The organism is Roseateles sp. (genome assembly GCF_036404855.1).
Taxonomy (GTDB): domain Bacteria; phylum Pseudomonadota; class Gammaproteobacteria; order Burkholderiales; family Burkholderiaceae_C; genus Pelomonas.
The window spans coordinates 1-20,486 of sequence record NZ_DASWYS010000199.1 but is presented as its reverse complement, the minus strand read 5'-3'; the positions used below and the strand labels follow the sequence as shown (position 1 = coordinate 20,486).

Genomic DNA, 20,486 nt, shown 5'->3' with positions numbered 1-20,486 from the left:
CCGCGCACGCCGACGAACAGGGCCGGTTCTCCCGCCGCGGCCAGTTGGCCACGCACGGCCAGCCAGTCCCGCAGCGCCGCGGCTGCGGCGTGGCCCAGCGGCGTGCTGCGGCGCTTGCCGCCCTTGCCCAGCACGTGGACGTCGCCGGCCTGCAGGTCCACCCAGCCGGCCGCGCTGGCGCTGGCCTGGACGTCCAGTCCGATCAGCTCCGCCGCACGCAGGCCGGCGCCGTACAGCAGCTCCACCATGGCGCGGTCGCGCGCCTCCAGCCGGGAATCGGCGATCTCGTCGGGAACATGGCTGGCCAGCTGCACGGCGTCATCGACGCCCAAGGCCTTGGGCAGGGGCTTGGGGCCTTTCGGCGCGCGCAGGCCGTCGAACGGGTTGAGCGCGACACGCCCCTGCTGGCCCAGCCAGCGGTAGGCACTGCGCCAGACCGACAACAGCAGCGCGATGGACTTGGGCGCCAGGCCCTCGCGGTGCAGCAGGGCAGCCAGGCGGCGTGCCTGCGCGATGCTCAGGGAGCGAGCCTCGATGGCCCCTTCCGCCAGCATGGCCTGCAGGCGCGCCAGGCCGTCGGTGTACAGGCTCAGCGTGCGCGGACTCAGGCGCTGCTGCACGCGGGCGTGCTGCAGGAAGTCCTGGTAGTCCCGCGCCAGCTCCGTCATGCGGCGAGCAGTCCCGCCAGGCTCGCGCTGGCGATCTCGCCGACGCGGGTCAGGAAGTCCGTGCCCATCTCCGCCGTGTAGCGGGTCGGGTCGGGCGAGCCCAGCACCAGCAGGCCGAAGGGCTTGCCTTCGTTGGCACCCGGCTGGTGCAGCGGGATCAGCGCCAGGGAAGTCGCCGTGCCCCCGCTTTCGGACAGGCCCAGCCAGCGTGCGGCCTCGAAGCCCGAGTTCACACCGCAGTAGGGCTGGCTCAGGCTGGACGCGAAGCTCTTCACGTCAGCACTGACCGAGGCGGCGAACTCCGACGCCTCGTGCGCGGGCGCCACGCCCCACAGGCGCAGGCCGGCCTGCGGGATGAGGAACTGGTGACGCAGCTCGCTCAGCAGCACCTCGGGCAGCCCGGACGGCGTGCCGGCGGCGCGCATGACGGCCACCGTCCAGCGGTGCAGGCGATCGGACAGCGTCACGTTGTCCTGCCCGTTGCGGATCATGTCGATGATGCGCAGCTCGAGGCCCTTGATCTTGTCGCGCAGCATCTCGGCCTGGCGCTCCTGCAGCGACACCGCGCGAGCGCCGTGCGGATGCTGCAGCTGCACCGTGGCCAGCAGCGCCGCGTGACGCTCGAAGAAGCCGGGCGTCGCCGCCAGGTAGTTGGCGATGTCGGTTTCGGTGATGCCTTGCACCGCGTCGGCGGCCGGGTTGGAACTCACAGCGTGATCTCTCCGTCAAAAACTTGGGTGGCCGGACCGGTCATCAGCACAGGCCCCTGCCCGCCGGCCCATTCGATACGCAGCAGACCGCCGCGCGTCTGCACCTCGACCGCGGCATCCAGCCAGCCGGCGCGGATGCCCGCGACGACGGCCGCACAGGCCCCCGTGCCGCAGGCCAGCGTCTCGCCGGCGTCGCGCTCGAACACGCGCAGCGCAATGCGGTCGCGCGCAAGGACCTGCATGAAGCCGGCGTTCACGCGCCGGGGGAAACGCACATGGTGCTCGATCAACGGGCCCTGCGTGAGTACCGGCGCGGTCTCGACATCGGCCACCCGCTGCACCGCATGCGGATTGCCCATGGAGACGACGGCCAGCTCCACGCCCGGGAGATCCTCCAGGGACCACAGCTCGAAGCCGTTCTCCAGCCGCGGCCGCAGGCCGCTGGCGTCGAATGGCAGCGCGGCGTGATCGAACACGGGGGCGCCCATGTCCACCGTGACGCGACCGTCGTCCTGCAGCGTCAGCCGCAGGCGGCGGTTCATCGTGTCGACCACGATCTCGCGCTTGTTCGTCAGGCCGGCATCGACGACGTAGCGCACGAAGCAGCGCGAGCCGTTGCCGCAGTGCTCCACCTCGCTGCCGGTGTTGTTGAAGATGCGGTAGCGGAAGTCGGCCCCGGCATCCGTGCTGGGCTCGATCACCAGAATCTGATCACAGCCCACGCCGAAGCGCCGGTCACCGAGCTTGCGCATCTGCTCGGGCGTCAGCGCGAACGGCTGCTTCGTCGCGTCGATGACGACGAAGTCGTTGCCTGCACCATGCATCTTGGTAAACCGCACTCTCATGGCCCCGATTATCCGGTGGGAGCCCGGGTCCCCGCCCTAAATCCTGCGGGGTCGGGCGGGCGCATCACTGCGGCGCGGCGCCGATGTCCAGGCCACGCGGCTGCTTGTAGCGGTGGTAGCCCCACAGGTACTGCCCCGGCGCGCGCCGGATCACGCTCTCCATCGCGGCATTGACCGCCGCAGCCGCGTCCTCGGCCGATGCGTCCCGCGCGATCTCGGGCGCCGGCAGGACATGCACGACAAAACCCTCGCCCCGCGGCAGCCGCTCGCCCCAGATCAGCAGCAGGGCGGCACCGGTCTGCTGCACCAGGCGGGCCGCCAGCGTCATCGTGTAGGCGGGTCGCCCAAAGAAGGGCGCCCAGACGCCCAGGCCGTCGGGAGGCACCTGGTCGGGCAGCAGGCCGATGACCTCGCCCCGGCGCAGCGCGCGGATCATCTGGCGCACGCCCGCCAGCGAGGCTGGCGCCGTCGCCAGGCCGGGGCGCTCGCGCGACCCCGCCATCACGTCGCGCAGCGAGGCCTGGCGCGCCGGCCGATAGAGCACAGTGATGGGCGCCTCAGGCGTCGTGAAGCGTTCGGCGATCGCCTGGGCACAGATCTCGAAACAGCCCATGTGGGGCGTCAGCATGACCAGGCCACGCTTCTCCTGCAGGGCCGCCGCGATCCGCTCGCCGCCGTCCCAGCGCAGCTTTGTGCCCAGCGGCTTGCCGCGGGTGCCAACCCACAGCCAGGGCAACTCCGCCGCCATGCGCCCCGCCGCCGCGATGGCCGGGCGCGCCTCGGGCCAGGCCACCCCCGCCTGGGCCACGTTGGCCTTGAAACGGCGCCGGTAGACGCCCGAGGCGATGTAGACGATCCAGCCCAGCACCGCCCCCAAAGCGTGCAATAGCGCCAGCGGCAGCCGCGACAACAGACGAAATACCAGGCCCATGTTTCTTATAATTGGCGCATCGCCGAGTTATTGAACTACTTGCGGGGCGATTCATAAATCCCGCTAAAGCGTTCGCCGCCCCTCCTGGAGCAACGGCGACGCCGTCAACATAGCAACCGGAGTTTAAAAGTGGCGAACGACTTCCTCTTCACGTCCGAGTCGGTCTCGGAAGGTCACCCCGACAAGGTGGCCGACCAGATCTCGGATGCCATCCTGGACGCGATTTTCGAGCAGGACCCGCGCAGCCGCGTGGCGGCCGAGACGCTGTGCAACACGGGCCTCGTGGTGCTGGCCGGCGAGATCACGACCAACGCCCACGTCGACTACATCCAGGTCGCGCGCGACACCATCAAGCGCATCGGCTACGACAACACCGACTACGGCATCGACTACAAGGGCTGCGCGGTGCTCGTCGCCTACGACAAGCAGTCCAACGACATCGCGCAAGGCGTGGACCACGCCTCCGACGATCACCTGAACACCGGCGCTGGCGACCAGGGCCTGATGTTCGGCTACGCCTGCGACGAGACGCCCGAGCTGATGCCCGCGCCGATCTACTACGCCCACCGCCTCGTGGAGCGCCAGGCACAGCTGCGCAAGGATGGTCGCCTTCCCTTCCTGCGCCCTGACGCCAAGAGCCAGGTCACGATGCGCTACGTGGACGGCAAGCCCCACAGCATCGACACCGTGGTGCTCTCCACCCAGCACGCGCCCGAGTACTCCCTGGGCGACCGCATGACGGACGAGTTCTACGAGGCCATCCGCGAAGAGCTGATCAAGCCCGTCCTGCCCAAGGAGTGGATCAACGCCGACACCAAGTACCTGATCAACCCGACGGGCCGCTTCGTCATTGGCGGCCCCCAGGGCGACTGCGGCCTGACCGGCCGCAAGATCATCGTCGACACCTACGGCGGCGCCTGCCCGCATGGCGGCGGCGCCTTCTCGGGCAAGGACCCTTCCAAGGTGGACCGCTCGGCCGCCTACGCTGCCCGCTACGTGGCCAAGAACATCGTCGCCGCCGGCCTGGCCCGCCAGTGCCAGATCCAGGTCGCCTACGCCATCGGCGTGGCCCGCCCGATGAACGTGACGGTTTACACGGAAGGCACCGGGGTCATCCCTGACGAGCAGATCGCCAAACTCGTCAACGAGCACTTCGATCTGCGTCCCAAGGGCATCATCCAGATGCTGGACCTGCTGCGTCCGATCTACGCCAAGACGGCGGCCTACGGCCACTTCGGCCGCGAAGAGCCCGAGTTCACCTGGGAGAAGACGGACAAGGCAGCAGCGCTGCGCGCTGCCGCCGGGCTCTAAGCCGGCGCCTTACTCCCATCCGACACCGCCCTCCGGGCGGTGTTTTTCTTTGTGTTGAACCTGCGCACCGACATGTAGAGTCAATGCACCCAGAGGGTGCGCCCAAACGTCGCACCCCGTTGTCAGGCATTCATGGAGGTGGTGATGGAGATTCAGTCCTTGCGTATCGGGACCCGGTTGATGCTGGGGTTTGGCGTCGTGCTGCTGCTGCTCGCGATCGCGGTGGGCCTGAGCTACCGGCAGATCGGCAACGTCGGCCCCCGCATCGAGCTGCTGATGGCCCTGCAGCACCGCCAGGACATGGCCCAGGACTGGCGCACCCAGACCCAGCTCAACGTGACCCGCACCGACGCGGTCGCGCGCGCCGGCGGCAGCGGGCCCGTGGCCGATTTCTTCGCGCCGCAGATCAAGACCACCAGCGCCCGGATCAACGAGCTGCAGGAAGGCCTGACCAAGCTCATCGACAGCGAGCGCGGCAAGGCCCTGCTCGCCGAAATCGCCACGGCCCGCAAGACCTACATCGACATCCGCAACCAGGTCTTCGCGCAACTCAAGGCCGGCGAGGCCGAGGCCGCGCTGCGAACGCTGGAGACCCAGATGCGCCCGGCGGCCGAGACCTATGTCGGCACGATCAGCAGCATCGCCGACTTCCAGGGCGAGCGCGTGCGCAACGAGACGAGTCAGATCATGGCCGAGTCCCACCGCACCCAGCTGCTGATGCTGGGCCTGGCCCTGGCCTGCGTGGGCCTGGGCATCGTCGCGGCCTGGCTGATCACGCGTTCGGTCGTCGGCCCGCTGCACACTGCGATCCAGGAGGCCGAGGAAGTCGGCCGCGGCGACCTGTCGCGCGAGATCCGTGCCCACGGCCGGGACGAGACAGCCCAGCTCACGCAGGCGCTGGCGGGCATGCAGCAGGCGTTGCGCGGCCTGGTCGGCTCGGTGCGGCAGAACGCCGACGGCGTGGCCACCGCCAGCTCCGAGATCGCGACCGGCAACAACGACCTGTCGGCCCGCACCGAAGCCCAGGCCAGCGCGCTGGAAGAAACGGCCGCGTCGATGGAGGAGCTCTCCGCCACCGTGCGTCAGAACGCCGACAACGCCGAGCAGGCCGACCAGCTGGCCCAGGACGCCAGCCGCATCGCCCAGCAGGGCGGTGCCGTGGTGGGCCAGGCCGTCGAGCGCATGCGTGGGATCGAGGAGAGTTCGCGCAAGATCGGCGACATCATCGGGACCATCGACGCGATCGCCTTCCAGACCAACATCCTCGCGCTGAACGCCGCCGTGGAGGCGGCCCGCGCGGGCGAGCAGGGACGCGGCTTCGCGGTCGTGGCCAGCGAGGTGCGCATGCTGGCGCAACGCAGCGCGGAGGCCGCACGCGAGATCAAGGGCCTCATCGGCGACAGCGTGGAGCGCATCGAGGAAGGCGCCGGCCTTGTCAACCGCGCCGGGGAGACCATGGAGCAGGTCGTCTCCGCCATCGGTCGCGTGGCCGGCATCGTGCGCGAGATCAGCGCGGCCAGCCGCGAGCAGAGCGCGGGTGTCGCCCAGGTCGGCGAGGCCATCACGCAGATGGACCAGGCCACGCAGCAGAACGCGGCGCTGGTGGAAGAGAGCGCGGCGGCCGCCGAGAGCCTGCGCCAGCAGGCCGACGAGCTGGTGCGGCTGGTTTCGACCTTCAGGACCTGACCCGGCCGCGCCTGGCGGCGTGGCGGGTGCGCACGGCATGGCCATCGAGCCGCAACACGACGGCCAGCAGGCCTGCCGGCCTGCCGGCCACATGCTCGCCGTCGCGGCCCGTGCGCCGAAACCCGTCCGGCGCTGAGGCCAGCGTCCCTAGCCCAGGCCTCTCAATGCATCGTCCAGCACTTCCACCCAATGCCGCACGGGCTGGGTGGTGCCACTCTGCAGGTGCTGAATGCAGCCGATGTTGGCCGACACGATCTGAGCGGCCTGCAGCGGCGCCAGCGCGGCGAGCTTGCGATCGCGCAGTTGGTGCGACAGCTCGGGCTGCAGCACCGAGTACGTGCCCGCCGAACCGCAGCACAGGTGGCTGTCGGTTGGCGCACAGGCGATCTGGAAACCCAGCTCGCGAAACGCAGTCTCGACACCGCCCTTGAGTTTCTGCCCGTGCTGGAGCGTGCACGGTGGGTGATAGGCCAGCGAACCCGGCTTGGCCTTGAGCCTGGCCTTGAGCTGCGGCACCAGGTCGGGCAGCAGCTCGCTCAGATCCCGGGTCATCTCGCTGATGCGCCGGGCCTTGTCGGCATAGGCGGGATCGTGGGCCAGGGCGTGGGCATAGTCCTTGACCATCGCGCCGCAGCCCGACGCATTCATCACCAGCGCCTCGACGCGCTCGCCACGCCCCGAAACCAGCGGCCACCAGGCGTCGATGTTGCGCCGCATCTCATCGAGCGCGGCCTCGTGGTCGCCCAGGTGCTCGCGGATCGCGCCGCAGCAGCCGGCGCCGTCGGCCACGACGGTCTGGATGCCGGCCGCATCCAGCACGCGCGCAGTCGCGCTGTTGATGTTGGGCAGCATCGCCGGCTGCACGCAGCCAAGCAGCAACGCGACCTTGCGATTGAGCTGGCGCGTCGGCCAGTCATGCGCCGTCGCGGGGGGCCTCGCCGGCACCTTGTCCTTCAGCGAGGCCGGCACCAGCGGACGGAACATCTGGCCGAGCTTCATCGCCGGCTTGAACAGCGGCGAGGTCAGCCCTTCCTTCAGCAGCCAGCGCACGCGTCGCTCACCGCCCGGGCGCGCCACCTTGGCATCGACGACGCGCCTGCCGATGTCGACGAGGCGGCCGTACTCGACGCCCGACGGACAGGTCGTCTCGCAGTTGCGGCAGGTCAGGCAGCGGTCCAGGTGCAGCTGCGTCTCGCGCGTGGGCGTGGCCCCTTCCATCACCTGCTTGATCAGGTAGATGCGCCCGCGTGGGCCATCCAGTTCGTCGCCCAGCAACTGGTAGGTCGGGCAGGTGGCCGTGCAGAAGCCGCAGTGCACGCAGCGCCGCAGGATGGCCTCGGCCTCGGCGCCCTCTCGGGTGCCGGCGAATTCGGGAGCAAGCGTCGTCTGCATTCAGAGCTGGGGGTAGAGGCGACCGGGATTGAGGATGCCGTGCGGATCAAAGGCCGCCTTCAGGCGCTGGTGGATGGCAACCAGTGGCACGGAGAGCGGCGCGAAGGTGCCGCAGCGCTTGTCCAGCGCGCGGAACAGCGTGGCATGCCCGCCGGCGCCGGCCGCGGCCTCGCGCACAGCGGCGGGCTCCAGCGGCGTGACGACCCAGCGCTGCGCGCCGCCCCATTCGATGAGCTGCTCGCCATGCAACTTCAGCTCGGGTGCCGTGCAGGGCAGGCTCAGCCGCCACAGCCGCGCGCCGCCGGCCACTGCGCGTTCGGCGCCGACGAAGAACTCGTCGGATTGGTCGCGCAGGCCGGTCCAGAAGGGCGCGGCCAGGTCGGCCGGGATGTCATCGCCGCCGAGCCGCGTGCAGGCGGCCTGCACCGCGGCCTGCGCGCCGGCCAGGCGCAGCACCAGTGCGCCATCCCACCAGGCGCTCGCCTCGATGGGCAGCGGCTGCCCTCCCCAGCGGTTGAGCGCCATCAACGCCTCGGCCTGGTCCATGTCGAAGCGCAGCGTCAGCGTGGCGGCCGGCAAGGGCAGCACCTTAAGCGTGACCTCGGTGATCAGGCCCAGTTGCCCGAGCGAGCCGGCCAGCGCACGGCTGACGTCGAAGCCGGCCACGTTCTTCATCACCGTGCCGCCAAAGTTCAGCAGCTCGCCGTTGCCGTTGATGAGGACGGCGCCCAGCAGGTGGTCGCGCACCGAGCCCAGCGCCGCGCGGCTGGGGCCGGACAAGCCGGCCGCGACCATGCCGCCCACCGTGCCCCGACCGCCAAAACGCGGCGGTTCGAACGCGAAGCGCTGGTGATGCCGTGCGAGCTCCGCCTCCACGTCGGCCAGCGGCGTGCCAGCCAGCGCGCTGACGAAGAGCTCGCTGGGCTCATAGGCCGTGATGCCATTCAACGCCAGCGTCGACAGCGCCTCGCCCCGCGGCGCCTCGCCGTAGAAATCCTTGCTGCCATGGCCGGTGATGCACAGCGGCGTGCGAGCCCGTCCCGCTTCGCGCAGGCGCTCCTGCAGATCGTCGAATCTCAAAACCGCTCCAGCTCGGGAAAGGCCAGCAGCCCACGCTTCACGTGCATGCGACCGTATTCGGCGCAGCGGTTCAGCGTCGGGACCTGCTTGCCGGGGTTCAAGGTGCCGGCCGGGTCGAAGGCCCCCTTCAGCGCCAGCATCTGCGCCAGCTCCTCGGCGCTGAACTGCACGCACATGGAGTTGAGCTTCTCGACGCCGACGCCATGCTCGCCCGTCACGGTGCCGCCCAGTGCGACGCTGCGCTCCAGGATCTCGGCGCCGAACTGCTCGCAGCGGTGCAGCTGGTCGGGGTCGTTGGCATCGAACAGGATCAACGGATGCAGGTTGCCGTCACCGGCATGGAAGACGTTGGCGCAGCGCAGGCCGTACTTCTTCTCCATCTGCTGGATGTCGAGCAGGATGGTGGCCAGGTGCTTGCGCGGGATGGTGGAGTCCATGCACATGTAGTCGGGGCTGATGCGGCCGGACGCCGGGAAGGCGTTCTTGCGGCCGCTCCAGAACTTCAGACGCTGGGCCTCGTCGGCACTGACCTGGCAGCGCGTCGCACCGCTGGCCTGCAGCACCGCCTCCATCTTGGCGACCTCCTCGGCCACTTCCTCCGGCGTGCCGTCGCTCTCGCACAGCAGGATGGCCTCGGCGTCGAGGTCGTACCCGGCATGGACGAAGTCCTCCACGGCGGCCGTCATCGGCTTGTCCATCATCTCCAGCCCCGCCGGGATGATGCCGGCGGCGATGATGGACGCCACCGCGTCGCCGGCCTTTCGCACGTCGTCGAAGCTGGCCATGATGCAGCGCGCCAGCTGCGGCCTGGGCACCAGCTTGACGGTGACCTCGGTGACGACGGCCAGCATGCCTTCGCTGCCGACCACCAGTGCCAGCAGGTCCAGCCCCGGCGCGTCCAGCGCCTCGCTGCCGAACTCGATGGCCTCGCCCTCCACCGTGAAGCCGCGCACGCGCAGCACGTTGTGCAGCGTCAGCCCGTACTTCAGACAGTGCACGCCGCCCGAGTTCTCGGCGATGTTGCCGCCGATGGTGCAGGCGATCTGGCTGCTGGGGTCGGGTGCGTAGTACAGCCCGTGCGGCGCGGCGGCCTCGGAAATCGCGAGGTTGCGCACGCCGCACTGCACGCGGGCCGTGCGCGCCAGCGGATCGATCTGGACGATCTGGTTGAACTTGGCCAGGGCCAGTGTCAGGCCCACCTCGTGCGGCATCGCGCCGCCGGAGAGCCCCGTGCCGGCGCCGCGGGCCACCACGGGCACGCCCAGACGATGGCAGGCTTTCAGCACGGCGCTGACCTGGGCTTCAGTCTCGGGCAAGGCCACGGCCAGCGGACGCTGGCGGTAAGCCGTCAGGCCATCGCACTCGTAGGGCGTGGTCTGTTCGGCCTGGTGCAGCAATGCGTGCGGCGGCAGCAACGGGGCCAGCGCGGCGACGAGGGCGGCGCGGCGGGCAGCGAGGTCGATGGGGGCGTTCAAGGCTTGCGTCGGGTCGTGGTGCTGCGCTTGCGGGCGGTGGCGGCCTTGGCCGCCGGCTTGGCGGCCCCGGTCGCCAGGCCCTTGGCGACGCTGCCCACCACCGTGCCGGGCACGCTGGCCGCGCGACGCAGTGTGTCGCTGGCGGCATCGAAGCTCTGCTTGACGAGGTTGCCGGCCAGGTTCTTGGCCGCGTCGGTGGCGGTGTCCTTCATGGCCGTCGTGGCGAGCTGGGTGAACTGCTGGCTCAGCGCCGTCCACCACTGCGTCGGATCGACGACGCCGGCCGGCGCCGCCTTGGCGGCCGCGCCCGCGCTCTTGGCGGCCTTGGCGGTGACCTTGGCCGCCGTCTTCACGGCCGTCTTGGCGGCGGGTGCCGCAGCGGCCACGATCTCGGGCGGCACGGTGGGCCACGCCGGCGTCTCGGGCAGCTTCATGCTGTCGTGCAGGTCGGCCAGCGGCACGTTCATGGATTTCAGCGTGGACAGCGTCATGCGCTGCACCTCCAGCGCCTGGATGGTGGCGCCCAGCATGCGCGCGTTCTGCTCCAGCCAGAACTGCACGGTGCGCAGCTCCTCGATGCGCTTGGCCAGCTCCTCGGGGTTGAGCGTGGGCGCCACCCACTGGCCGATGCCCGGCAGCGCCGAGCCGGCGTTCTTGACGAGGCTCTGCAGGAACTCGAAACCGGGCACGAACTTGGTGAAGCTGTTGTCGGTCATGGCTTGTCTCCTGTGAAGGGGCATCCTACTTGCTCGGCCACACGGCTTCGACGCTGAAGCCCTCGGCGGCCAGCAACCGCGGCAGGGCCTGCGGCCCGCTCATGTGCAGTGCGCCGACGGCCACCAGCAGGCGCTGGCCGGCGCCGTGCAGTGCGGCAATGCGTCCCGCCAGCAGCACGTTGCGGTCGTCGTTGATGCGCTTGAGCCAGGCACGCTCGGCCGCGGTGTCGGCACAGGCGCACCAGCGCGGGTAGTCGGCCAGCGTCTTCAGGTCGCCGCGCGACCAGGCGTCGGCCAGCTTGCGCATGGGCGCGCGCACCTGCCCGCGCTGCAGCTGCTTGAGCGTGCCCTCCACGACCGTGCCCAGCTCGCCCGCCGTGGGTTCCAACGCCGCCATCTGTTCCTGCACCGTCTCCAGCGATTGCACCGGCCGGCCTTCGGCCTTGGCGCGCGCCAGCAGCATCAGGTCCTGGCCGAAGGCCACATCGAAGCCATCGCGCCGCGCCTCCATCAGCATCAGCGTGGAGAGCTGCAGCATGGTGGGCAGCGCCCCCAGCAGGCCTTCGGGCAGGCAGACGGCCTTGGCCTGGGCATCGACGCGGCGGGCCAGTGCCGGCTTCAGCGGCTCGGCCTGGCCCATGGCCGCGAGCACGGGACCGACATCGGCCGGGTCCAGCTCCACGGCCAGCACCTCGGTCGCGTCCCAGGCAGCGCGCAGCGCGGGGCCGGGGTAGGCCCAGTCGGCCTTGCCGAGGTGCAGGCTGCCATACAGGTAGCTGCTGCGGCCGTCGCGGCTGATGCGCCACAACAGGCCGCGGTCCGGCGCCTGGGCGGCCCAGCGCGTGGCCTGGTCGGTGGTGGGCGCCTGGGGCACCGGCGGGCAGGCCGCGTGGGCGCCGCCTGCCAGCAGCGCGAGGGAGAGCAGCAGGGGTCGGATCATTCTTTGGGCTCGATGCGGAGTTCGCCAGGCTTCTGAGAAAAGTGCAGGCGGCCCAGCACGTCCATGCCGAGCAGCGGCGCGGCGAGGTCGGGCAGCACGGTCACCGTGAGCTTGTCGGCGCGCACGCCGCCTTCCAGCGCAATGTCGGCGCGCGCGATGAAGCCGCGCGCGGCACCGGCGGCCGTCTGCGTGCGCACGGTGCCCAGCGGCGTCAGGCCGGCGCGCTCGGCCAGGCGCTGCGGCAGCGCCGTCGCCGTGGCGCCGGTGTCCACGAGGAAATCCACCTCGATGTCGCCCACCCGACCTGGCCAGTGGAAATGGCCGTCGTCCGCGCGCGTCAACACGATGACCTCGCCGGCCAGCTTGAAGCGGCTGGACTCGCGCTCGCGCTCCCAGGCCTTGAAGCCGAGAAAGAGCACCAGGGTCACGAGCAGCCAGATGGTGAGCAGCTTGAAGCTGTGGGGAAGTTCTTTGTGCGCCACGGCGCGACGATGCCACAAGCTGGCGACGGCCGGCGCCGACCGACCTCGACCGACCTCAGCGCGGCGCCGGTTTGGTGGTGGTCTGACCGGCCTCGAGGTCACGCTGCATCCGCCAGACGGCGCCGTTGAGGCGCTCGGCCGCGGCGCGGCGCGCCTCCATGTCCTCGTGGAGCTGGGTCCGCAGCGCGTCGAGGTTGGCCTGCATGTCCTGCAGCGACTGCGCCGCGCTCGCCGCGCTGCCCTCCAGCCTGCGCAGGTCGACGGCGGGCCCGTCCCGGGTCACCAGCACGGAGGTCTGGCTGCTGAGCTGCTGGCTGAGCTGGTCGATCTGCTGCTTGAGCTCGTTGACGGTGCCGAGGGTCGAGGACGACGGCAGGCCGCCGGGGCCGGGGTCGACGAGCCGGACCTGGGCATAGGGGCTGAGGTCGACCTGCCCGCCAGGCTTGAGTTCGACCTGGCTGCCGGGCTTCAACGCCACGCTGCCCGTGATCGCCAGCGCGCCGCCAAGGCCTGCCGCGCCGGTCCAGAGCCAGGCCGACGACCGCGGCGGCGACGGCTTCTCGGGCTCGCCCTCGTCCGGGGGCTCGCCCCCACCGCCGGGCGGCACGGCGCCCGCGGCGGACAGGTGCTGCAGGTCGGGCCAGTCGTCCTCCCCGGGCAGGGCGGCCAGCACCGAATGCAGGCCCAGCACCCGGTAGGCCTCGAACTGCGACTGGTCGAAGAACTGCTCGGCCGTGCTCTGGTGCGGGAAGGGGCTCTTGGGCGATGCATGGCTGCGCGCAAAGGCCAGCACGTCCAGCGGCTCGTCGCCGCTCAGGACCGGCTTGATGTAGAACAGCTCGCCCTGCAGGGCCGGGCCGCCCGGCCCGTCCGGGTAGCGGATGGTCGCCATCGCATGGTGACCGCCGCCGGGCTTGCCCGGCAGCCGGGTGGTGAACTCGATGTCGACGCCGAAGTCGACCCGCGCCTTGTTGATCGCGTCCTGCAGGTCGCCGGACTCGAACCTGGGATCGCAGGTGGCGTCGACGACGACGATGCGCTCGCAGCGCCGCCGGATCATCTCGTACAGGCCGAGGTTCTCGAAATGCCCGCCATCGGACAGGTAGACGAACGATCCAGCGGCGTCCGAGGCTCCGCTCACCTCGCTCCACAGCGCCTGGAAGGCGTTGGCGGGCTCGGGGTTGCGCCATTCCCTCTTGAACGCGCGCAGCGGGTTGGGGCTCCACCAGCCCAGCCTGACATTGAAGACCGTCATCACGAAGGCCACGAAGGGGGAGCTGTGATAGCCCATGTTGGGCGAGGCCGCCGCGCCGGAGATGCCCAGGGCCCGGCCGAGCGACAGGCCGCCGCCGGGCGCCCCGTAGCGCCCGGTGCGCACGAATCCCTGGGGTGGGCTCCCCGGCCCGCCGCGCAGCGCGGCACTGCCGCAGTGCAGCGGACTCATCGTGAACGAGGCGGCCTTGCGCTCCTGCCATTCGAGCCGGTCACCGGCGGGCCGGGTCAGGTTCAGTGCCGTGTTGACGATGTGGAACAGCCGACGGTCGGGCCGGTACCGGCGGAGCAGGCGTCCCAGCCTGAGGTTGTCGTCAGCATCGAAGCCGGTGAAGTGATGGGGGTTGCGCGGGTTGCGCGATGCGCCGAGGTAGGCGCGCACGAGCCGGTTCGCGTACAGGCTGTGCAGCGAGAAGGTGTTGGAGCCAAAGGCGCGCGAGCCCAGGACGGCGAACGCGAGCAGCGCCAGTCCGCAGGCCAGCACCTCACGGTAGCGCGCCTCGTCCAGCACGGCCTCGTAGGAGACCAGCGCCTTCACAGCCAGTGGGGCATGCTCCGGTCGCCCCCAATCCGGGTCCGCCGGCGCCCCTGGCTTGGGCTCGGGCCTGACCCAGACCCGCTGAAGCGTCTGCGCGTCCGCGAGCCGGCGGGCCACCTCGTCGCGCAGGGCGCCGTCCGCATGGCGCAGCGTGCAGGACGCCGCATAGGCGAGCGCCAGCGCCAGCATCAGGCTGAAGGCCAGGGCGGCGGCTTCGAGCGCCCGGGATCCCAGCTTGTCGGCCAGGCTCTTGACCTTCTTCTCCAGCCCCGGCCCGCTCTTGCTCCAGAAGCCGGCCGCCGCCGTCAGCGCGCCGAGCAGCGCCGTCCCGAGGCTTGCGGCCTTCGCGCCGGCGGGTCGCTGCAGGTCGGCCAGCCCCAGCAGCGCGCGCGGCAGTTCCAGCACCAGCAGGCAGGCGAGCACCCAGGCCACGCCCACCCCCAGCCACCACGCCGCCGCACGCGCCCACCACTCGCGGTCCTCCTCGCCCGTGAAGCCGCGCGTCAGCCCGGCATAGGCCGTCACGCCCACCCAGAACGTCACCAGCAACGCCGGCACGACGAGGCTGGCATGGAGCACGCGGGCTTCCAGCGGCGCGGCGGCCGGCCCGCCGAGGTCGGGCAGGAACCTGGCCAGGCCGTACAGGGCCGCGCCACCCAGCGCGCCGCTGGCGACGATGGCCGAGCCCGCCAGCGCCTGCCGCGACGGCGACAACCGGCGAGGCCGCATGCCACGCCCCGGCCGCCACTGCCCTCCGAGGAAGACGCTGGCGCCATGGATCAGCGCGCCGGCACCGACGACGTACCCACCATGGGCGCTCAGCAGGGACCGGTCCCAGGCCAGGGTCCAGCTCAGCAGCACCGCGCAGCCCAGCAGCGGCAGGAAGCAGCACAGGATGAACTGGTCGCGCTGGATCCACATCGGGCGCGGCGCGGCGGCCGGCGCGGCCACCGGCGTGGCCGGCAGATCGCTCGCGATGTAGGAGATTGCCAGCACCAGCAGCGCCACGGCGACCGCCAGGCAGATCCGCGCGGCGTCGGCGTGGCCGCCCATCGACACCAGGGCCAGTTGCAGCCGCGGCGCCATCAGCAAGGCCGTCAGCAGGGGCACCAGCACGATCCAGTGCAGCAACAGGTTGCGCAGGAAGATCGACACCAGCGACAGCATGTCCAGCGACAGGCCCCACACCGGACTGAGGTAGTTCGTGTAGGCGCGCAGCCGGCGGACCGGATCCGGCTCTTGGCTGTGCCCACCAGCCAGCTCCCGCTCGACCCGGGCCAGCCCGGCCCGGGCGATCCAGGCCGACAGCCAGCTCCCGATATAGCCACCGCCCGACACCGTCGACAGGTAGTGGAAGCGCCGCAGTCCACCGCGCCGGGCCAGCCCCTGCAGCACGCCCAGGCAGAAGGTCGCGCTGCGGATGCCGCCGCCCGACAGACAGAGCGCAGTCAGCGGCTCCTGCTGTCCGACCTGTGGCGCGGCGCGCCCGAGGTAGCGACTCTCCTCCCGCAACACGCCGTCGATGTCCATGCGGACCTCCCTGTGCCGCGGCCAGTGTAGGCAGCGGCCCGCCGGGGACGAGGACACCGATCCCCAAAGTTGTGGAGCCGCGCGCGGGCGCGGCATGACGTTTGCACCGACCCGCCCGTCGGCCCAGAATCGCCGGCATGAAACCCTTCATCGCGCTGGCGCTGTCGGCCGGGTGCCTGCTCTCCCAGGCCCAGGACCAGGTCCAGACCCAGGTCCAGGCCGACGTGTTCACACCCGTCGCCTGGCTGGCCGGCTGCTGGAGCGCGCAGGGGCGCGAGCCCGGTTCGGTCGAGCAGTGGATGGCCCCGGCCGGCGGCATGATGCTGGGCATGGCCCGCACGCTGAAGCACGGCCGTGTCGTCGAGTTCGAGTTCCTGCAGATCCGCGCCGACGCCGAGGGCCGGCTCAGCTTCGTCGCCCAGCCCCAGGGCCGCCCGCCGACGGCGTTGCCGCTGCTGCGCCACAGCGAGGCGGAAGCCGTGTTCGAGAACCTGGCGCACGATTTCCCGCAGCGCGTGCGGTACCGCCGCGAAGCGGCCGATCGGCTGGTGGCGCGCATCGAGGGCAGCCGCCACGGCATGGAACGCGGCCTCGATTTCCCGATGCAGCGCAGCGCCTGCCCGTGAAGGCACTGCTCGTCGCCCTGCTACTTGCCGGCGTTGCCGACGACGAGCAGGTGCTGAACCGGTTCAACGATCCGTTCGTGGCCGTGTCGGAGGACATCGCCGACTGTCCGGAACCGCGCGGCCCGCGCGTCGACGCGGCCGAGGCCCGGGTGCAGGCCCACCATCGCGCCGAGCGCGGCACTAGTTGCTGGCTCAGCGGCCAGTGCAGCGAACCCAATGCCTACCGTTTCGACGCCAGGATCGCGGCAGCACTCCAGGAGGCCCTGCGCGGCGCACCGGCCCTGCATCCCAGCAGCCTGTGGTTCACGGTGCAGGGCCGCGTCGTCTACTTGGAGGGCTGCGTCGACCGGGCCGGGCAGGCGGCGGACCTGGAGGCCCAGGCACGCGGCTTGCCGGACGTCCTGCAAGCCCTGGCCCTGGTGCGGGTCGGCCCGGGAGGCACCCTGCCCTACCGGCGCATGCCATGACCCCAGGCGCCACGGCACCGGCCCACCCTGTCACGATGAGCCCATGCGTCTGCTGAAACGACTCGCCACCCTGCTCTCGCTGAGCCTGATGCTCGGCCTTGTCGGCTGCTCCAGCCTGTCGCTGGCCTACAACCAGATGCCGCTGCTGGCGGGTCTCTGGGTGGACCACTACCTGGACCTGGACAGCGCCCAGCGCGGCCGGCTGAAGGATGCGCTGCAGGCCTGGCAGGCCTGGCACCGCCGCGAGGAACTGCCGCAGTGGCTGGCCCTGCTGCGCCAGGGGCAGGCGGCGCTGGACGGGGGCGTGACCCCCGACGAGCTGGCGGCGCTGGAGCGCGGCGCGCAGGCCAGCCTGGAGCGCTGCCTGCAGCATGCCGCCCCGCTGGCCGCCCCGCTGCTGGCCGAGCTCAGGCCGGCGCAGTGGCAGCATCTGCAGAAGACCATGGACGAGAAGAACGCCGAATGGCAGGCCAAGGTCGGCGGCCGCGGCGGCGCGGCCGAGCGGGCCAAGCGCTACATCACCAACCTGGAGCGCTGGCTCGGCGACCTGGATCGCTCCACGCGCCGCCAGGCCCGGGCCGACGCCGAAGGCTGGCACTTCGACCTCGCCGCCATGGCCCAGGGGCGCGCCACGCGGCAGGCCCGCACGCTGGAGGGGCTGCGCGCCTGGTCGCGCCAGGACCTGGCCGGCGGCACGGCGGTGTTCATGCGCAACGTCCAGACGCTGCCCGGGGAGCAGCTCTACCGCGACCAGATCACGGCCAGCCTGCTGCAGTTGCTCAACGGCCTGGACGCGCGGCAACTGCAGCAGGTGCGCAAGCACTGGGCCGACTGGTCGGCCGAGCTCCACAGGCTGCAGGCGAACTAGGCTTCAGCGGCTGCCGGCGTCGCGCGCCGGCAGCGTCTGCAAGAAGGCGTGCAGCCCGCGCAGGTCGACGTCGTTCAGCTGGGACAGCGATGCGAACGGCATCACCGCGATCGCCGAGCCATCGGGACGCTTGCCGCTCCTCATCATCGCGATGAAGGTGTCCGCGCCGGCATAGCCCCCCATCGCGCTGCCCCGCCCGGGCGTCAGGTTGGCCGCGGCAGGCCAATCGGGCGGGCCACCCGGGATCTTGCCGCCGCCATAGCCCTCGCCATGGCAGCCCACGCACATTTGCGCGACGTAGCGACCATGCGCCGCCGTGGGGCCTTCCGGCACGGGTGCTGGCGGCGGCAGGCTGTGGTCGATCTTGGCGGCAGCGTCCTGGATCAGGCCCAGCCCGTACAGCACGCGCACCGGCGGCGGAAGCCGCAGCACGGCGGTCTCGCCGCTGACCGGGGGCAACTGCTTCACATGCGCGATCAGCGCGCCGAGGTCGGCGTCGGTGAGGCGGTTGTAGTCCTCGCTGGGCATGATCATCAGCGGCCGGCCATCGGCCTTGAGGCCGTGGCGGATGGCGCGCACCCAGTCCTCGACCCGGTAGGCCGCCGTCGCGGAGCCCGGTCCGGCGCTGATGTGGGGGGCGATGACCAGCAGGCCGCCACTGTCGATGACCTTGCGACCGCCGCCGTCGACGCCATGGCATTCGGCACAGCCGCGCGAGTTGAAAAGATAGCGGCCACGTTCGAGGGCCGCCCCCTCGGTGGGCAGGGCCGGGGCCGCGACGCTGACCTCCACGCGCCGCGCCATCTTCCGGTCCGCCTGCACCCAGCCCGTGGCGGCAAAGGCGGCGACGACGGCCAGCAGCAGGCCGATGACGATGCCCAGCCACTTGAGAAGCTTGACCATTCCCCCTCCTTGGCGCGACGCCAGGCCGCGCCGGGACTATGGCTCAGGCCCGCAGGGCCGCCACTGCGGACAAACGCGCGGCCCGCCGTGCGGGCACCCAGACGGCAAGCTGGCCCAGCGTCCACACCACCAGCGCGCCGGCGGGCAGGTAGATCCAGGGCAGGCGCGGCAGCTCGTAGCTCTGCATCAGCAACTGGCTCAAGGCCCAGGCGCCGCCCAGGCCGATGACGATGCCGGTCGTCGTCAGCAACAGATTCTCGAGCTGGAAGTAGCGCAGGATCTGGCCCTCGGTGGCGCCCAGTGCGCGACGCGTCCCGATCATGCGGGTGCGCTGCTGCACCCAGAAGCTGGCCAGGCCCACGATGCCCATGGCTGTGACGAGCAGCAGCGCCACGCTGACGCCGCCCATCAACCAGGCCATCGCACGGTCCTGGGCATAGAAGGCATCGCGCATGCTGGCCAGCGGCCGGCCCTGGGTCACGACGCGGCCCCGACCGCCCTCCTCCAGCACGGTGGTGGCGGCCTTGATCTGCGCATCCAGCCGGCCCGGGTCGGTGCGGATCACGTAGGAGCCGCCACCGCGCAGCGGCAGGATCATCGCGCCGCCGCCTCCGTCGCCGCCGCGCGCACGGTGCAGCTGGGTGTGGGTCAGCGTGTCGACGACGCCGATGACCGTCGACGGCGAGCTGCCGAAGACATAGACCGTCTTGCCCACCGCCGACTGGCCGGGGAACAGCCGATCGGCCATCACCTTGTTGATGATGAGCTGGCCGATCTTGGGCTCGGAGACGCTGAAGACCTGGAAGTTGTCGAGGATCTCGTCGGCCCTGAAGTTGCGGCCCTCCACCAGCTTGAGGCCGAAGGTCGGGATCATCTGCTCGTCTGCCGCGTACTGCGCCGCGACGATGCGCAGGCCCTTGTTGTCCGGCTCCAGCGACACCCCGCTGTTGTTGCTGTTGTTGCCGTAGACGATCTGGTTGGCCACCGTGGCTGCCTTGACGCCGGGCAGGGCGCGCAGCCGCGCGACGTCCTCGGCCACGATGCCCGCGGTGCGTTCGGGCGGCTGTGGCTTGCTGGCGCGCAGGTTCAGCACGGCCAACTCGGACTCCACCAGCCCGCTGTCGGTATTGAGGGCGTCGAGGCGGGTCTGGATCAGGTGCAGCGCATTGGTGACGATGGCGCAGGACAGCGCCACCTCCAGCACGATGAGGCCCGCGGCGATCTTGTGGCGACGCAGCGTGGACAGGATGGGCATCAGGTCTTTCATCACTGCACCTTGAGCTGAACGGCAGGGGTCACGAGGGCGGCGCGCCAGGCGGGCAGCAGGCCGGCCAGCAGGCTGGCGAGCAGGGCCAGGCCCAGCGTCAGGGCCAGCATGGAGGCATCCAGCTCGGCCAGACGTGCGTAGTCGTTGGGGCTCTGGCGCACCAGCCACAACCCGCCCTGGGCGAACAGCAGGCCCAGCAGTGCGCCGGCCATGCCCAGCAGGCCAGCCTCGACGACGAACTGCTTGAAGATGTCGCCGCGCGTGGCGCCCAGCGCGCGGCGCACGCCGATCTCCCCGCTGCGGCGCAGCGTCTTGGCCAGCAGCAGGCCCACCATGTTGACGACGCAGACGGCCAGGAAGCCGAAGGCCAGCCAGGTCTGCAGCCGCACGTCGGCGGGCAGCACCTTCTGCGCGCCCAGCCAGTCCATCACGTTGCGCAGGCGCACATTGGTCGGGCGCTCGAAGCGACCCGCCTTCCGCTGCGCCTCGGAGTAGGCGACGAGATAGTCGCGGTAGGCGGTGGCCTCCTCGGGCTTGGCGAACTCGACCCAGTACTGGATCCAGGAGCAGCTCGCGTTCAGGTCCAGCGAGCTGCCGCCGTTGGCGCCCCGGCCCCAGCAGTTCATGTTGCCCCAGTGGCCCATCTTGAGCGCCATCGCCGTCGAGAACGGCAGATAGAAATCCTCGGTCTCGGTGTAGCTGCCCAGCGTCAGGTCCCAGAAATGCGGCTGCACCTTCCAGGGCTTGAGCACGCCGACGATGCGCAGCGGCTGGCCCCG

At 71.0% G+C, this 20,486-nt stretch carries 19 protein-coding genes; 5 read left to right on the top strand and 14 right to left on the bottom strand.

Features of this window, described 5'->3' with window-relative positions:
- The 4 genes from VGF12_RS13275 to VGF12_RS13260 form a co-directional block, all read right to left on the bottom strand.
- Positions 1-668: site-specific integrase (locus VGF12_RS13275; RefSeq protein WP_331176509.1), on the bottom strand; the 668-nt coding region annotated here is incomplete at its 3' end.
- The gene (locus VGF12_RS13270; RefSeq protein WP_331176508.1) at positions 665-1,378 is read right to left on the bottom strand and encodes a DUF484 family protein; all 714 of its coding nucleotides are present in this window, start codon (positions 1,376-1,378) and stop codon (positions 665-667) included. The genes VGF12_RS13275 and VGF12_RS13270, both read right to left, overlap by 4 nt.
- A complete protein-coding gene (gene dapF, locus VGF12_RS13265; protein ID WP_331176507.1) occupies positions 1,375-2,223 on the bottom strand; it encodes a diaminopimelate epimerase in 849 nt (282 codons plus the stop codon). The genes VGF12_RS13270 and dapF overlap by 4 nt, the downstream gene beginning before the upstream one ends.
- A 64-nt stretch (positions 2,224-2,287) precedes the next feature.
- Entirely contained in the window at positions 2,288-3,154 is an 867-nt protein-coding gene (locus tag VGF12_RS13260; protein WP_331176506.1) for a lysophospholipid acyltransferase family protein, read from the bottom strand.
- 129 nt (positions 3,155-3,283) lie between these two features.
- Between VGF12_RS13260 and metK the strand changes: the two genes are divergently transcribed.
- On the top strand, positions 3,284-4,465 hold the full coding sequence (gene metK / locus VGF12_RS13255; protein ID WP_331176505.1) for a methionine adenosyltransferase: 1,182 nt from the start codon (positions 3,284-3,286) through the stop codon (positions 4,463-4,465).
- A gap of 144 nt (positions 4,466-4,609) precedes the next feature.
- A complete protein-coding gene (locus tag VGF12_RS13250) occupies positions 4,610-6,151 on the top strand; it encodes a methyl-accepting chemotaxis protein (protein WP_331176504.1) in 1,542 nt (513 codons plus the stop codon).
- Positions 6,152-6,298: 147 nt separating this feature from the next.
- Here VGF12_RS13250 and glcF read toward each other — a convergent pair whose 3' ends face one another.
- From glcF to VGF12_RS13215, 7 genes are read right to left on the bottom strand one after another with little or no spacing between them, the layout of a single operon-like run.
- Positions 6,299-7,543, bottom strand: coding sequence for a glycolate oxidase subunit GlcF (glcF, locus tag VGF12_RS13245; protein ID WP_331176503.1), 1,245 nt, complete (start codon positions 7,541-7,543; stop codon positions 6,299-6,301).
- Complete coding sequence (gene glcE / locus VGF12_RS13240; protein WP_331176502.1) at positions 7,544-8,623, bottom strand: glycolate oxidase subunit GlcE; 1,080 nt, start codon at positions 8,621-8,623, stop codon at positions 7,544-7,546.
- Positions 8,620-10,098 carry an FAD-linked oxidase C-terminal domain-containing protein gene (locus tag VGF12_RS13235; protein WP_331176501.1) on the bottom strand — a complete coding sequence of 493 codons (1,479 nt, stop codon included), beginning with the start codon at positions 10,096-10,098 and terminating at the stop codon, positions 8,620-8,622. Before VGF12_RS13235 ends, glcE begins: the two co-directional genes overlap by 4 nt.
- Positions 10,095-10,814, bottom strand: a complete 720-nt coding sequence (locus VGF12_RS13230; RefSeq protein WP_331176500.1) for a PhaM family polyhydroxyalkanoate granule multifunctional regulatory protein — start codon at positions 10,812-10,814, stop codon at positions 10,095-10,097. Before VGF12_RS13230 ends, VGF12_RS13235 begins: the two co-directional genes overlap by 4 nt.
- Positions 10,815-10,839: 25 nt before the next feature.
- The gene (locus VGF12_RS13225) at positions 10,840-11,754 is read right to left on the bottom strand and encodes a TraB/GumN family protein (protein ID WP_331176499.1); all 915 of its coding nucleotides are present in this window, start codon (positions 11,752-11,754) and stop codon (positions 10,840-10,842) included.
- Positions 11,751-12,236, bottom strand: a complete 486-nt coding sequence (locus tag VGF12_RS13220; RefSeq protein ID WP_331176498.1) for a retropepsin-like aspartic protease — start codon at positions 12,234-12,236, stop codon at positions 11,751-11,753. The genes VGF12_RS13225 and VGF12_RS13220 overlap by 4 nt, the downstream gene beginning before the upstream one ends.
- Positions 12,237-12,291: 55 nt before the next feature.
- Positions 12,292-15,576: a hypothetical protein gene (locus VGF12_RS13215; protein ID WP_331176497.1), complete on the bottom strand. Its 3,285-nt coding sequence runs from the start codon at positions 15,574-15,576 to the stop codon at positions 12,292-12,294.
- Between the two features lie 137 nt (positions 15,577-15,713).
- On the opposite strand from VGF12_RS13215, the gene VGF12_RS13210 reads away from it, so the two are divergent.
- Genes VGF12_RS13210 through VGF12_RS13200 form a run of 3 tightly spaced genes read left to right on the top strand, consistent with a single transcriptional unit; the run spans position 15,714 to position 17,537 of the window.
- The gene (locus tag VGF12_RS13210) at positions 15,714-16,202 is read left to right on the top strand and encodes a DUF6265 family protein (RefSeq protein WP_331176496.1); all 489 of its coding nucleotides are present in this window, start codon (positions 15,714-15,716) and stop codon (positions 16,200-16,202) included.
- Positions 16,199-16,669 (top strand): BON domain-containing protein, encoded by a 471-nt coding sequence (locus VGF12_RS13205; RefSeq protein ID WP_331176495.1) that lies wholly within the window; start codon positions 16,199-16,201, stop codon positions 16,667-16,669. The genes VGF12_RS13210 and VGF12_RS13205 overlap by 4 nt, the downstream gene beginning before the upstream one ends.
- A gap of 43 nt (positions 16,670-16,712) precedes the next feature.
- Entirely contained in the window at positions 16,713-17,537 is an 825-nt protein-coding gene (locus tag VGF12_RS13200) for a DUF6279 family lipoprotein (protein ID WP_331176494.1), read from the top strand.
- A gap of 3 nt (positions 17,538-17,540) precedes the next feature.
- Here VGF12_RS13200 and VGF12_RS13195 read toward each other — a convergent pair whose 3' ends face one another.
- The 3 genes from VGF12_RS13195 to VGF12_RS13185 all read right to left on the bottom strand — a co-directional run.
- Positions 17,541-18,440 (bottom strand): cytochrome c, encoded by a 900-nt coding sequence (locus VGF12_RS13195; protein ID WP_331176493.1) that lies wholly within the window; start codon positions 18,438-18,440, stop codon positions 17,541-17,543.
- A 43-nt stretch (positions 18,441-18,483) separates the two neighbouring features.
- Positions 18,484-19,707 carry an ABC transporter permease gene (locus tag VGF12_RS13190; RefSeq protein WP_331176492.1) on the bottom strand — a complete coding sequence of 408 codons (1,224 nt, stop codon included), beginning with the start codon at positions 19,705-19,707 and terminating at the stop codon, positions 18,484-18,486.
- Positions 19,707-20,486: ABC transporter permease (locus VGF12_RS13185; protein WP_331176491.1), on the bottom strand; the 780-nt coding region annotated here is incomplete at its 5' end. The genes VGF12_RS13190 and VGF12_RS13185, both read right to left, overlap by 1 nt.